Origin of the sequence: Halobellus limi, assembly GCF_004799685.1 — an archaeon.
In the GTDB taxonomy this organism is placed as follows: domain Archaea; phylum Halobacteriota; class Halobacteria; order Halobacteriales; family Haloferacaceae; genus Haloquadratum; species Haloquadratum limi.
In genome coordinates this window covers 2,698,878-2,712,077 of sequence record NZ_CP031311.1, presented here as the reverse complement: position 1 = coordinate 2,712,077, position 13,200 = coordinate 2,698,878, and the positions used below count along the sequence as shown (strand labels likewise).

General features: G+C 68.0%; 11 protein-coding genes. 7 read left to right on the top strand and 4 right to left on the bottom strand.

Going from position 1 to position 13,200, the window contains the following annotated elements:
* Nucleotides 1-69 precede the first annotated feature (69 nt).
* From DV707_RS13410 to mtnP, 3 genes are all read left to right on the top strand, one after another.
* Entirely contained in the window at nucleotides 70-783 is a 714-nt protein-coding gene (locus DV707_RS13410) for a phosphoribosyltransferase (RefSeq protein ID WP_103992807.1), read from the top strand.
* Nucleotides 784-903: 120 nt separating this feature from the next.
* On the top strand, nucleotides 904-1,860 hold the full coding sequence (locus DV707_RS13405; protein ID WP_103992806.1) for an AEC family transporter: 957 nt from the start codon (nucleotides 904-906) through the stop codon (nucleotides 1,858-1,860).
* 378 nt (nucleotides 1,861-2,238) lie between these two features.
* Nucleotides 2,239-3,099, top strand: coding sequence for an S-methyl-5'-thioadenosine phosphorylase (mtnP, locus tag DV707_RS13400; RefSeq protein WP_103992805.1), 861 nt, complete (start codon nucleotides 2,239-2,241; stop codon nucleotides 3,097-3,099).
* 99 nt (nucleotides 3,100-3,198) lie between these two features.
* Here mtnP and DV707_RS13395 read toward each other — a convergent pair whose 3' ends face one another.
* The 4 genes from DV707_RS13395 to DV707_RS13380 all read right to left on the bottom strand — a co-directional run bounded on the left by DV707_RS13395 (nucleotide 3,199) and on the right by DV707_RS13380 (nucleotide 9,316).
* The gene (locus DV707_RS13395; protein ID WP_103992804.1) at nucleotides 3,199-4,194 is read right to left on the bottom strand and encodes a segregation and condensation protein A; all 996 of its coding nucleotides are present in this window, start codon (nucleotides 4,192-4,194) and stop codon (nucleotides 3,199-3,201) included.
* Nucleotides 4,187-7,789, bottom strand: coding sequence for a chromosome segregation protein SMC (smc, locus tag DV707_RS13390; RefSeq protein WP_103992803.1), 3,603 nt, complete (start codon nucleotides 7,787-7,789; stop codon nucleotides 4,187-4,189). Before smc ends, DV707_RS13395 begins: the two co-directional genes overlap by 8 nt.
* Nucleotides 7,790-7,818: 29 nt before the next feature.
* The gene (locus DV707_RS13385) at nucleotides 7,819-8,295 is read right to left on the bottom strand and encodes a DUF7518 family protein (RefSeq protein ID WP_103992802.1); all 477 of its coding nucleotides are present in this window, start codon (nucleotides 8,293-8,295) and stop codon (nucleotides 7,819-7,821) included.
* Between the two features lie 145 nt (nucleotides 8,296-8,440).
* A complete protein-coding gene (locus tag DV707_RS13380; protein ID WP_103992801.1) occupies nucleotides 8,441-9,316 on the bottom strand; it encodes an alpha/beta hydrolase in 876 nt (291 codons plus the stop codon).
* A 124-nt stretch (nucleotides 9,317-9,440) separates the two neighbouring features.
* Here DV707_RS13380 and gatB point away from each other — a divergent pair, with 124 nt between their 5' ends.
* The 4 genes from gatB (at nucleotide 9,441) to DV707_RS13360 (ending at nucleotide 13,171) form a co-directional block, all read left to right on the top strand.
* Nucleotides 9,441-10,931, top strand: coding sequence for an Asp-tRNA(Asn)/Glu-tRNA(Gln) amidotransferase subunit GatB (gene gatB, locus DV707_RS13375; protein ID WP_103992800.1), 1,491 nt, complete (start codon nucleotides 9,441-9,443; stop codon nucleotides 10,929-10,931).
* 181 nt (nucleotides 10,932-11,112) lie between these two features.
* A complete protein-coding gene (locus DV707_RS13370; RefSeq protein WP_103992799.1) occupies nucleotides 11,113-11,355 on the top strand; it encodes a sulfurtransferase TusA family protein in 243 nt (80 codons plus the stop codon).
* Nucleotides 11,352-12,497 (top strand): NAD(P)/FAD-dependent oxidoreductase, encoded by a 1,146-nt coding sequence (locus DV707_RS13365; protein WP_103992798.1) that lies wholly within the window; start codon nucleotides 11,352-11,354, stop codon nucleotides 12,495-12,497. Before DV707_RS13370 ends, DV707_RS13365 begins: the two co-directional genes overlap by 4 nt.
* A gap of 2 nt (nucleotides 12,498-12,499) precedes the next feature.
* Nucleotides 12,500-13,171, top strand: coding sequence for a DUF1641 domain-containing protein (locus DV707_RS13360; protein WP_103992797.1), 672 nt, complete (start codon nucleotides 12,500-12,502; stop codon nucleotides 13,169-13,171).
* Nucleotides 13,172-13,200: the final 29 nt, after the last annotated feature.

Sequence of the window (13,200 nt, the reverse complement as noted above, 5' to 3'; positions counted from 1 at the left end):
GACGCCGACGCCCGAGACGGATAGATTAAGGAACCGGCCCCACCGTTTATCGAACGGTGACCGAAATCTATGGGCGACCTGCCCGATCAGTTCAACTGCACGATCACTAACTGGGAGTACATCTACGGGCTCTGTCGGGACGTCAGCGACCAGGTGAAGGCCGCCGAGTTCGAACCGGACGTCGTCGTGGCGCTCGCCCGGGGCGGCTGGTTCGCGGGTCGGTGCATCTGTGACTTCCTCGGGCTCGACGACCTCACGAGCCTGAAGATGGAACACTACGTCGGGACCGCACAGAAGGCCGGCGAGCCGGAGGTCCGCTACCCGATGCCCGAGGGGAGCGTCGAGGGGAAGGACGTCCTCATCATCGACGACATCGCCGACACCGGCGGCTCGATCGAGCGCGCCTACGAGTACGTGACCGACCGAGACGCCGGCGAGGTCCGAACCGCGACGCTGCAACTGCTGCAGACCAGCGAGTTCGACCCGGACTTCGTCGGCGAGCGACTGGAGGAGTGGACCTGGATCGTCTACCCGTGGAACTTCATCGAGGACATGATCGACCTGGTCTCCGGCGTGATGGAGAAGGCCGACGAGGAGACCTTCGAGGTCGAGGACGTCCGCCACTACCTCGCGGAGTTTCACTCGGTCGATCGGATCGAGATGGAGATCGCCCAACCGGATCGGATGACAGAGGTGATGAGCGAGATGGAGCGGCGCGGGTACGTCGAATCGGCCGACGGCGAGGCGTGGCGGCTGATCGACAACGAGGGCATCGGCGCGTAGTACGGTCGGATCGACCGTGACGCATACGGCCGGATCGGCCCGCGCTCGGTGCGTACACCCGACATTCCCTCCCGTCCGTCGACCGAAGCGCTTGAGTAGCGACTCCGACTCCCCCTCCACGTGGTCTCTCTGGTCTCCGTCTTCGCGACCGCGATCCTCCCGATCGTCGCCGTCGGCGGCGTCGGCTACCTCCTCGGGCGGTTCCGAGACGTCGAGACCGACGCGCTCAACACGGTCGTCGTCTACGTCCTCGCGCCCGCCCTGGTGTTTCACAGCCTCGCGACGACGACGCTGGCGCAGTCGACGCTCGCCCGAATCACGGTCGCGATCCTGCTCTTTCACGTCCTCACGGTCCTGGTCGCGGAGGCGGCCGGACGGCTGTTCGGCGTCTCGAAGACGGCGCTCGCGGCCGTCGTCCTCGTCGCGGCGTTCCCCAACACGGGCAACTACGGCGTCCCCGTCTCGAACTTCGCGTTCGGCGACACCGGCCGCGCGACCGCCGTCGTGTACCTCTCGGTCCAGGCAGTGCTCATCTGGACCGTCGGCGTGTACATCGCCTCCCGCGGAAACGCCGAGAACCGCCTGGAGGGCGTCCGACGGGTGTTCAGCGTGCCGCTTGTCTACGCCGTCGCCGTCGCACTCGTCGTCCGGGCGCTCGGTCTCGTCCCGCCCGTCGGTTCGACGGCGATGTCGACGCTCCGGCTCGTCGGCGACTCGGCGATCCCGGTGATGCTCTTGCTCCTCGGGATCCAGCTGGCCAGAACGAACGTCGGATCGACGCTGTCTGCGGTCGCGGGCGTCGTCGGACTGAAGATGGTCGTCGTGCCGTTCATCGGCGTCGGCGTCGCTCTCGCAGTCGGGTTTTCGGACCCCGCGGTCGCGCGGACGTTCGTCCTCGAAGGCGCGATGCCGTCGGCGGTGACGCCGCTCATCCTCGTCGGCGAGTTCGCCGACGGCGAGGTCGCCGGCGTCCCCGTCACCGAGTTCGTCTCGACGGCGATCTTCGCGACGACGATGGTCTCGGTCGTCACGCTGACGGCCCTGATCGCGATCCTGCAGAGCGGCGTCGTCGTGTGACTCCGCCGGCATATCTCCCGTCCCGGACCGACGGATCCCCTGCCGCTCCGCTCACTGGTCTCGCGGCGCTTGCGATATAGTAGCGTTTTCAAGTCTTCACTCACTCGATCGCACGACAGCGTGCGATCGGATGAGCAATTAGTTGCAAACGCTACTATAATGGCGAACAGCCGGCACCCGCTCGGATCGGCCCCCAGCCCCTCGCCCGACCGGCGGCCGATCGAACCCCCGCGTCGACGTGCCGGACAACCGCTACCCGACGCGGGGCTGCTCTCAGCGCACGGCCCGTCTGGATCCGGCTTCGTATATAAACTTCTCTGGACCCCGGCCACGCCCGAGACCCACTGGATTTTAGCGCCCGCGCCCGAACCGTCGCCCATGACCATCGGATTCATCGGCGGGAGCGGAATCTACGACGCCCTGCCGCTGGAAGACACGCGGGAAGTCGACGTCGAGACGCCGTTCGGGAAGCCCTCCGCGCCGCTGACGGTCGGCGAGTTCGGCGACACCGGTCGGGAGATCGTCTTCGTGCCGCGGCACGGCCCCGATCACGCGCGCTCGCCGACGACGCTGCCGTACCGCGCGAACGTCTTCGCGCTGAAGCAGATGGGCGTCACGCACGTCCTCGCCTCGAACGCCGTCGGGAGCCTCCGCGAGGACCTCCCGCCGCAGACGCTCGTGATCCCGGATCAGATCTACGACCGGACGAAACACCGCGATCTGACGTTCTTCGACGAGGACGTCGTCGTCCACCAGCCGTTCGCCGACCCCTACTGTGCGGAGCTCAACGAGATCCTCGCCGACGCGGCGGCGTCCGCCACCGACGCCGACGTCGTCCGCGGCGGCACCTACGTCTGCATCGAGGGGCCGCAGTACTCCACCCGCGCGGAGAGCGAGTTCTACCGCGAGCAGGGCTGGGACGTCATCGGGATGACGACGATCCCGGAGGCCAAACTCGCCCGCGAGGCGGAGATGGCCTACGCGACGGTCACCGGCGTCACCGACTACGACGTCTGGAAGGAAGACAGCGAGGTCACGCTCGAAGAGGTGCTCGAAAACGCCGCGGAGAACGAGACGGCGATCAAAGAGACCGTCGAGGCGGCGATTCGGGAGCTCCCGGCCGAGCACGAGTGTGACTGCCACACGTCGCTCGCGGGGACGATCAACACGCCCGACGAGGCGATCCCGGACGCGACGAAGGCGGACCTGGAGCCGCTGATCGGCGAGTACGTCGAGTAGCGATCTCGCCGCGGTCACGTACTGAGTACTCTCGTCTCTTTTCGTCGAGCGCCGGCGACGGGGGTGGCGCCCGGTGGCACAAAGTGAGAGTAATCAGTATCAGTCGTCGTCGGCGGCGGGGATCATCGCCTCCTCGGACTCGACGTCGGATTCTCTCTCGTCGAACGTCGCGTCGGGGTTCCGGATCCAGAGGTCGCCGAAGAGGTCGTCCTGCTGTAGTCGCACCTCGCTCCGGTGTGAGAGGAACAGGAGCGCGAGGTACGTCGTCACCGGCGTCTCGGCGGCGTCCGCGACCTCGGCGAACAGCACCTCGTCGCGGCCGTTGTCGTAGTGGACGTCGACCGCGTCGCGGACGGCCGCGATCGACGTCTCGATGTCCTCGGTGTGGGCCGTGCCGGTCACGTCCGCCGCGGTCGGTTCGTCCGCCTCGCGGAACTCGTCGGCCGAGCGGTAATCCAGCGTCTGCGTCCCGCGACTGTGCCCGTGCGGCGAGTCGGAGGTGTCGTACTCGCGGCGGCGCTTCCACCACGACTGTCGCTCGGCCTCCCGGAGCTCCCGGACGAGTTCGTCGAGCGTCTCCGGCGACCCCCGGGCGTCCTTGCGTTCGAGTCGCCGGTCCATCTCGGCTTCGAGCGTGTCGATCGGATCGAAACCCGGCCCGGCACTCCCGTCGTCGGCCCCGCCCTCGGCGATCGGACCGCCGCCTTCGAGGGCGGCCTCCCACGGCTCCGGCTCCGCTTCCTCCTCCTCGTCGGGTTCTAACAGCGCGTCGCTCTTCATCCGCAGGAGGACGGCCGCGTAGAACAGCGCCCGCCCGGAGGTGCGGAGGTCCGTCTCGTCGAGCGCGTCGAGGAAGGCGTCAGTGGCCTCGACGAGGTCGACGTCCCAGGGGTCGATCTCGCCCTCCTCGGCCAACTGGACGAGGAGCTCGACGGGTTCGACTTCGTCATCGTCGACGTCCGTTCGGTCGGCACCGGGCGGACCGCCGCCGGAGCCGCCCGTCCCGCTGCGTCCCCCCGAGCGGTCGTCGTCGCCGACGTCGACGCCGTCGGGGAACACCTCGCTCCGCGGCGGCGACCCGGCGGAGTCAGTCATCCGCGGGCACCTCCGCCTCCTCGCTCTCGTCGTCGCCCAACTGGATGCCGGTGACGGCGCTGACGTTGTCGCCCTGCATCGTCACGCCGATGGCGCGCTCGGAGCGCTCTAAGAGCGCCGAGCGGTGCGAGACGACGACGAACTGGGCGTCCCCCGAGAGGTCGTCGACCATCTCGCCGACGCGCTCGGCGTTGGCGGCGTCGAGGAACGCGTCGATCTCGTCGAGCGCGTAGAACGGCGCGGGGTTGTGCCGCTGGATCGCGAAGATGAACGCCAGCGCCGTGAGCGACTTCTCGCCGCCGGACATCGCGTTCAGCCGCTGGATCGGCTTGTCGCCGGGCTGGGCCTTCATCGTCAGTCCCTCCTCGAAGGGGTCCTCGGGGTTCTCGAGGTGGAGTTCGCCCGTGCCGTCGGAGAGCCGCTCGAAGATCTCGGTGAAGTTCTCGTTGATCGCGTCGAAGGCGTCCATGAACGTCTCCTTCTTTTGGGCCTCGAAGCGGTCGATCCGTTCCTCGATGGCCTCGCGCTCCTCGACGAGGACGTCGCGGCGCTCCTTCAGGTCCTCCAGTTCCGCGTTCACCTCGTCGTACTCGTCGATCGCGAGCATGTTCACCGGTTCGAGCGCCTCCATCTCTTCTGTGAGCCGGTCGATCTCGGCTTCGACCTCGTCGTGGTCGGGGATCGCCTCGGGGTCGTACTCGCCGACCTCCGATTCGAGCTCGTCGATCTCCCAGGAGAGCCGCTCGACGCTGTCGCGCAGCGACTCCAGTTTCGATTCGATCCGATCGACCTCGTCGCGCTTCTCGTCGCGCTCGCTCTTGGCCTCCCGCAGCGTCGCCTGCAGGTCCGACCGCTCGGACTTCAGTTCTTTCAGCTCCTCTTCGAGTTCCTCGACGGCCTCGCGCTTGGCTTCGAGTTCCGCCTCGCGCTCTTCGATCTCGGCCTCCTTCTGCCTGATGACGTCGCGGGCGTCGGCCTTCTTCTCCTGGGCGCTCTCGACGGTCTCCTCGAGGTCCTCGATCGTCTCCTCGGCGTACTGCCGCTGGAGCTGGAGCTCGTTGAGCCGTCCGTCGAGGTCGTCCATCCGCTCTTCCTTCTCGTCGATCTCGGCCTCGATCTCCTCGGCCTCGGCGGTCAGTTCGGGGATCTTCGAGTCGGCCAGTTCCGATTCGAGGTCGTCGATCTCCGCCTGCACGTCGGAAATCTCCTCGTCGATCTCGTCGATCTCGGCGTCGATCTCCCGCATCTCCTCGTCGACCTCCGCTCGCTCCTCGCGGAGCCGCTCGATCTCGGCTTCGAGTTCCTCGATCTCGCCCTCGGCGTCTTCGACGTCCGATTCGGCGTCCTCGACGTCAGATTCGAGCGAGCGGACCCGATCGCGGGCGTCGGAGGCGCGGCTCCGGGCGTCCTCGATGTCCTCTTCTTTCTCTCTGACCTCCGCCTGGAGGCTCCGGCGTCGGTCCTCCAACTCCTCGATCTCCTCGGCGAGCCGTTCGAGCCGACCGCCGCCGGACTTCGAGAAGGAGTACCGCGAGCCGCCGCCGGAGCCGCCGGTCATCGCGCCGGAGCGCTCGACTAAGTCGCCGTCGAGCGTCACCATCCGGTAGTCGCCCATCAGGTCGCGGGCGGTCTCCATGTCCTCGACGACCAGCGTCGAGCCCAGCACGTACGAGAAGACCGATTCGTACTCGGCGTCGTAGTCGACGAGGTTGCGCGCGAAGTCGACGACGCCGGGGTGGTCGGGCAGTCGCGGGAGGCCGCGGTCCTCCATCTTCGTGATCGGGAGGAACGTCGCCCGCCCGGCGTTCCGGGACTTCAGGTAGTCGATGCAGTCGGAGCCGACGCCGTCGTCGTCGACGACGACGTGCGCGAGCCGGCCGCCGGCGGCGGTCTCGCAGGCGCTGGCGTACTCGCCGTCGACCGCTCCCAGTTCGCCCACGGTTCCGTGGACCCCGGAGAGCCCGGCGTTCTGGATCGTCGTGACCGCCCGCGGCCAGGAGTTGTCGCCGTCGTCGCCCGCCCTGGCCTCTAAGGTGGCGTACTCCGATTGCTTCGATTGGATCTCCTCGACGACCTCGTCGAGTTCCTCTTTGAGTTCGGCCTTCTCCTCCCGCAGTTCCTCGACGATCCCCTCGATCTTCGACTCGTTCTTCTCGGCCTTGTCGAGTTCCGAGTGGAGGTCCGAGACCTCGGCCTTCAGGTCGGGAATCGTCTCTCGCAGCTCCTCGATCTCGTCTTCGGCCTCGGAGATCTCGGTGGCGCGCCGGCGCGTCTCGTCGAGCAGCCGGTCCTTCTCGCGCTGGTGCTCGTTCTTCTCGGTCTTCAGCTCCTCGAGGCGCTCCTTCTTCTCGCTCAGTTCGGCCTTCAGCTCGTCGTACTCGGTGTCGACGTCGTCGATCTCGGCCTGCACCTCCGCGAGGTCGGTCTCGAGCGAGCCGACGTCGGACTTCACGGAGGCCTTCTCGACTTTGACCGAGCGGATCTCCTCGTCGAGGTCGTCGATCTCCTCCTGCTTCCGGTCGAGCTGGACGAACGCGTTCCGCCGCTCGCTCTCGGCGTCCTCGATCCGCTCTTCGGCCGCCTCGATCGCGTTCTCCAACCTGTCGATCTCGCCTTTGACCTCCTCGATCTCGGATTTGATCCGGAGCTGTTCGTCCTCGCCCTTCCGCTCGATCTCCTTCGTCAGCTCGTCGAGTTCGTCCTCCAGGCGTGTGACCCGACCCTCGCGGCGGTCGAGTTCCTCCCGGTGCTCGGCGAGCGTCGACTCCTTCTTCTCGACCCGTTTCTCGGTCGATTCGAGGTCCTCGCGCTTGTCTTCGAGCTCGGCGGCCTTCTGGTAGCCCTCGTACTCCTCGCGCTCCTCGCGGAGCGACTGGTACTCCAGAGCGGTCTCGCGCTCGTCTTCGAGTTGCGCCAGCCGATCCTCCTTCTCCTCGATCCGGAGGTCGGCCTCCTCGATGCGAGCCTCGACGGCGTCGAGTTCCTCGAAGGCGTCCTCCTTCTTCGCGTCGAACTCGGCGACGCCGGCGATCTCGTCGATGATGCCCCGCCGCTGGTAGGCGGTCATGTTGATGATCTCGGTGACGTCGCCCTGCATCACGACGTTGTAGCCCTCGGGGGTGATGCCCGCCTGCGCGAGGAGGTCCTGGATGTCGGAGAGGTTGCAAGCGCGGCCGTTGAGGTAGTAGTAGGAGTAGTAGTTGTCCTCGGTCTCCTTGACCCGGCGCTTGACCCGGATCTCGTCGACGTCGCCGACGTTGTCGCTGCCGGCGGCGTTGACGACCTGCGCGCGGTCGAGCGTCCCGTCGCCGTTGTCGAGGACGACGGTGACCGTCGCCTCCTTGGGGCCGCTCGCTTCGCTCTCGCCGTCGTCGCTCCCGTCGGCGTGGCCCGGGTTGTAGATCAGATCCGTGAGTTTCTCGGCGCGGATGCCGCGCGTTCGGGCCAGTCCGAGCGCGAACAGCACGCCGTCGATGATGTTCGACTTCCCGGAGCCGTTCGGCCCCGTGACGACCGTGAAGTCCTCGTAGAACGGGATTCGCGTGGTCCGCCCGAAGCTTTTGAAACCGTCGAGGACGAGCTCTTTGATGTGCATGGGTTGCTCGTGGCGGGCGGAGCGCCCGATTACGCGACGATGATGTCGTCGTCTTCGGTCGCCGCCTCGTCGTCTCCCTCACTCTCGTTCGCCTTAGTCTCGTCGCCCTGCGAATCGACCTCGCTGGGGATCTGTTCGTCCGCGTCGGCGTCGATGAAGTCCGCGTCGTCGGCTCCCTGTGCGGACGTCTCGCGCCGCGATTCGGCCTGTGCGGGGGACTCGCTGAGGGGGTCACTCGGATCGACTTCGGACGCCGCCTCCGACTCCTCGACGGCCCCGGCGTCGGACTCGGACGCCGATTCCGATTCGGACGTCGATTCCGGTTCAGACGTCTGTTCCGGCGTGTCGTAGCCGACGGGGCGGCTGCCCGCCGCGAGGTCGACCTCGACCTCCTCCTCGAGGAGGCGGACTCGTTCCTTCGTCTCGACCAGCTCTTCTGTCAGGCCGTTGACGGCGGCCTGTAGCTCCGCGACCTTCGACTCGAGTTCCTCCACGCGGTTGCTCATAGGGTAGATAGCGCGTCTCCGGTCACATAAACGTACGTCAGACACCTACCCGTAAAGTGATAGTTGAGAGAAACGTCCTCGCGGCGGCGTTCTGTCGCCCCCGCCGGCGACGCCACTCACCGGGTTGCCCTGCGGACGCCGTCACTCACCGCAGATGACGGTCGAGGAACCCCTCGGTCCAACTCAGCGTGAAGGCCCGCTGGGTCTCGTGGACGTCGTGGCCGGCCTCGGCGGCGACGACGCACTCGGCGAGGACGTCGTGTTCCTCCAGGATGTCGTAGAACAACTCGGAGGCCATCGCCGGGACGAGGGCGTCCTCCTCGCCGTGGAGGAGTAAGATCGGCGGTGCGACGTCGCCCCGTCGGCCGAGCGGGTCCCCGTCGTCGCCCCCACCGAGGTACGTCGACGGCGACGCCCGCGTCCAGGCGTCGGGGTTCGATTCCCGGTCGCCGCCGAGGAACGCGACGAGGTCCTCGGTCGCGGGCTGGTGTTCGAGGACGTACGTCCCCGCGACGCCGACGACGGCCGAGAGCGCGTCGCTCGCGGCGGCGACGTCCGGAGCGACCGCCTCGGGATCGGGCGCGAACGCCTCCGCGTCGGCGGTCAACGCCGCCAGGACAGCCAAATGTGCGCCGGCGTCGTGGCCGAACGCCCCGATCCGCGCGGGGTCGACGCCGATCTCCTCGCCCGCCGCGCGGACCCACCGGACCGCGGCCTTCAGATCGAGAGTAGCGGCGGGAAACGCGGCCGCGTCGCTGCCGCGGTACTCCGGAACGACGCAGACGTACCCCCGCTCCGTGAGGTCGAGCGCGTAGCGGGCCATCGCGGCCCGGTCGACCTCCCGCCACCCGTTCCCGGGCACGAGCACCAGGGCGGCCCGTCGCGGGTCCGATCCGGCGTCCCTCTCGGCGCTCGACGCGGGGCGATACAGGTCGAGGCGGAGAGGGCCGCCCGCGGGCGTCGCGAACGCCACCCCGCGGCGGACGTCGATCCCGGCGGCATCGGCGAGCCCAGCGGTCATCGACTGCGTGGTCTGCGGGGGCGGCGGAATAGGTTTCGCTTCCCGCTGTCTCGGACTCTCTGGAACTGCCGCTGGCTCACCCGTCCCGTTAGCCTTTAGCCGCGCTACGTCGAACCACGCGGTAATGACCGCGCAAGCGCTCTCCCAGCGCGATCTCGCCACCGTCATCGGGCTGGAGGTCCACGTCCAACTCGAGACGGACACGAAGATCTTCTGTGGGTGTTCGACCGAACCGGCCGACGACGAGGAACCCAACAGCCGGACCTGTCCGGTCTGTCTCGGCCTGCCCGGCGCGCTTCCCGTCCTGAACGAGGGGGCCGTCGAGGCCGCCGTCAAGGTGGGCAAGGCGCTCGACGCAGACGTCGCCGAGCACACCCGCTTCCACCGGAAGAACTACTACTACCCCGACCTGCCCAAGAACTTCCAGATCACCCAGTACGACGCGCCGATCTGTGCGAACGGCTCGCTGGGACTCTCCGTCGAGGGCGAGCGCCGCGAGATCGCGATCGAGCGCGCGCACCTCGAGGAGGACCCCGGGAGCCTCCAGCACGCCGGCGGCGGCATAGATACGGCAGAGTACACGCTCGTCGACTATAACCGCGCCGGCACGCCGCTTTTGGAGATCGTCACGGAACCGGACTTCCGAAGCCCCCAGGAGACCCGCGCGTTCCTCGCGAAACTCGAGGAGGTCTTGGAGTACCTCGGCGTCTTCGACTCCACGCGCGACGGCTCCCTCCGCGTCGACGCCAACATCTCGCTCGTCCCGGCCGACGAGGTCGGCGAGGACGGCTCGATCGGCCTCGACGCGCTCGAAGCGGCCAACAGAACGGAGGTGAAGAACATCTCCAGTCACAAGGGCGCAGAGCAGGCGTTAGCCTACGAGGTGACGCGGCAGAAGAACGCCGTCCAGCGCGGCCGCGCGGTCGAGCAGGAGACGCGCCACTGGGACGAGTCGCGGGGGATCACCGTCTCGATGCGCTCGAAGGAGGAGGAGAAGGACTACCGGTACTTCCGCGAGGCGGACCTGCCGCCGCTCGAAGTCGCCGACTGGAAGGAGCGCATCGCCATCCCCGAACTCCCCGACGCCCGCCGCGAGCGCTTCCGCGAGGAGTACGGCCTCGACGCGGAGTCGGCGTCGAAGCTCACCTCGACGAAGGAGGTCGCGGACTTCTTCGAGGACGTCGCCGAGGAGTTCGACGCGGACCTGGCGGCGACGTGGGTCGCCGACAACCTCCTGGGAGAGCTCAACTACCGCGATATGGCGATCACGGACGTCGACGACCGCCTCGACGAGTTCACGCGCCTCGTCGAACTCGTCGCGGCCGAGGAGATCACCACGAAGAACGCCGAGGAGGTCGTCCTCCGGAAGATGCTCGACGAGGGCGACGACCCCGACGCGATCATCGAGGCCGAAGGACTGGGAACGGCCGACGACGACGAGGTCGCCGTCGCCGTCGAGGAGGCCATCGAGGAGAACCCCGACGCGGTCGACGATTACCACGCCGGCGAGGGCGGCGCGATCAACTTCCTGGTCGGCCAGGTGATGCAGAAGACCGGCGGCAGCGCCGACCCCGGCGACGTGAACGGGATGCTTCGGGAGCGACTCGACGAGTAGCCGCTTCGCGCGCGACTCGACGGACGGGCGACGCCGGCGAAGCCTCTGTCGATTCGTCGACCGCGTTGTGACCGAACCCGCTCTCGACGTCGGTGCGTCCGATCTGCTTCCGACGGTTACTACAAGTTTGGAATTGCTGCACAATACTAATAGGGCGGCGTTCGAAGCGACGAGTACAGCTATGAGCGAATCACAGATCGAAGCGGACGAGACCGTCGACGCCCGCGGCGCGGCCTGTCCCGGACCGCTGATGGACCTCATCGGCAAGATCCGCGACGTCGACGCCGGCACCGTGGTCCTCCTCTTGAGCGACAACGAGCAGTCGCGGACGGACGTCCCGGAGTGGGCCGAGGAGGCCGGAAACGAGCTGCTGGCGGTCGAAGAGCGCGACGACCACTACGGGTTCTACGTGGAGAAATCATGACCGAGGAGATCGTCATCGTCGGCGGCGGCACGGGGGGAACGGTACTCGCGAACGACCTCGCCGACCGGCTCGAACCGGAACTCGAAGCCGGGGACGTCCGGGTCACCCTCGTCAACGACGACCCGGACCACGTCTACAAGCCCGTGTGGCTGTACGTCCCGTTCGGGCAGCGCGAGCCCGAGGACGGCCGGCGCCGGCTCCGAAGCCTCGTCGACGACGCCGTCGACGTGCGGATCGACCGCGTCACCGACATCGACACCGACGCCCAGCAACTCCGGTATCACGAGGGCGACGAACCGGTCGACTACGACCACCTCGTGCTCGCGACGGGGTCGACGCTCGCGCCCGAGGAGGTCCCGGGGCTTGCAGAGGCCGGACACGACTACTACAGCGAGGAGGGGTCGGAGGCCCTCCGCGAGGAACTCCTCTCGTTCACCGAGGGCGAACTCGTGTTGAGCGTCGTCGGCACGCCGCACATGTGCCCGGCGGCCCCGCTCGAATTCGTGTTCATGGCCGACGATTGGTTCCGCGAGCGCGGCCTGCGGGAGGACGTCGACATCACCTACACCTACCCGATCCAGCGCGTCCACGGCAACCCCCACATCGCCGAGTGGGCCCAGCCGATTATGGAGGAGCGCGGGATCGAGATCGAGACGTTCTTCAACGCCGAATCGGTCGACCCCGCGTCGCAAACGATCACGTCGATGGAGGGGACCGACCTCGACTACGACCTCCTCGTGACGATCCCGCCGCACCGCGGCATCGACCTGATCGCGGAGGCCGGCCTCGGCGACAAGGGCTGGGTCGACGTCGACAAGCACACCTTAGAGGCAGAGGCCGCCGAGAACGTCTACGCGCTCGGCGACACGGCGGACACCGGCGTCCCGAACGCCGGCAGCGTCGCCCACTACCAGGCCGGCGTCGTCGGACAGCGCCTCGCGAGCGAGGTCCGCGGTCGCCCCGCGACGGCGACGTACGACGGCAAGACGCTCTGCTTCATCGAGACCGGGATGGACGCGGCCTCGTTCGTCGAGTTCGACTACGAGAACCCGCCGTCGCCGGCGCCGCCCTCCCAGAAACTGCACTGGTCGAAACTCGCGTACAACGAGTCCTACTGGCTCACCGCACGGGGGTTGCTCTGACGATGTCCGAGGACGGGCACGCCGCCGACGGTGACGCGCCGGCCGACGGCGACGCGGAAGCCGCGGCGCTCGAAGGCGCCGACCTCGAAACCGCGATCGCCGAGAACCCCGAGGCCGTCGCCGCGTTCGTCCGCCGCCTCGACGCGGTCAACGAACTGCTGGACGTCCTCGCGCTCGGCGAGAGCGCGCTGGACGACGAGATGGTCCGCTCGTTGGCGGGCACGGGATCGACGCTCGTGGAGTCCGCAGACGGACTCGCGACCGAGGAGACCGTCGAACTGGCCGCGACCGTCGGAGACAACGGCGAGGAGCTCCAGGGGGCGCTCGAATCCCTGCTCGTCCTCCAGCGGACGGGCACGCTCGACGAACTGGTCGAGGTCGCGGACGTCCTCTCGCTGCTCACGAGCGCGCTGGACGACGAGATGGTCCGCTCGCTGGCGGGCACGGGATCGGCGCTCGGCGAGGTGGCCCAGACCGCCGGCGACGACGACGTCCGCGACGGCCTCGAAACGCTGCTCTCGGGCGTCGGCGAGGCCGCCGGCGAGGAGCCCGAGCGCGTCGGCGCGGTCGGACTGCTCAAGCGGTCGCGAGACCCCGACGTCCAGTACGGGCTCGGGTTCCTGCTCGCGCTGGCCGGCTCGATCGGGCGGGCCAGCGCGGACGACGGCTCTTGATCGTCGTCGGTGACCGCCTGCTCTTCGGC

Excerpts from the sequence above, each read along its gene's own strand:
- DV707_RS13410 (WP_103992807.1), top strand. The coding sequence starts at position 70 with ATGGGCGACCTGCCCGATCAGTTCAACTGCACGATCACTAACTGGGAG.
- mtnP (WP_103992805.1), top strand. The coding sequence starts at position 2,239 with ATGACCATCGGATTCATCGGCGGGAGCGGAATCTACGACGCCCTGCCG.
- DV707_RS13395 (WP_103992804.1), bottom strand. The coding sequence starts at position 4,194 with ATGACTGACTCCGCCGGGTCGCCGCCGCGGAGCGAGGTGTTCCCCGAC.
- smc (WP_103992803.1), bottom strand. The coding sequence starts at position 7,789 with ATGCACATCAAAGAGCTCGTCCTCGACGGTTTCAAAAGCTTCGGGCGG.
- DV707_RS13385 (WP_103992802.1), bottom strand. The coding sequence starts at position 8,295 with ATGAGCAACCGCGTGGAGGAACTCGAGTCGAAGGTCGCGGAGCTACAG.
- DV707_RS13380 (WP_103992801.1), bottom strand. The coding sequence starts at position 9,316 with ATGACCGCTGGGCTCGCCGATGCCGCCGGGATCGACGTCCGCCGCGGG.
- gatB (WP_103992800.1), top strand. The coding sequence starts at position 9,441 with ATGACCGCGCAAGCGCTCTCCCAGCGCGATCTCGCCACCGTCATCGGG.
- DV707_RS13370 (WP_103992799.1), top strand. The coding sequence starts at position 11,113 with ATGAGCGAATCACAGATCGAAGCGGACGAGACCGTCGACGCCCGCGGC.
- DV707_RS13365 (WP_103992798.1), top strand. The coding sequence starts at position 11,352 with ATGACCGAGGAGATCGTCATCGTCGGCGGCGGCACGGGGGGAACGGTA.
- DV707_RS13360 (WP_103992797.1), top strand. The coding sequence starts at position 12,500 with ATGTCCGAGGACGGGCACGCCGCCGACGGTGACGCGCCGGCCGACGGC.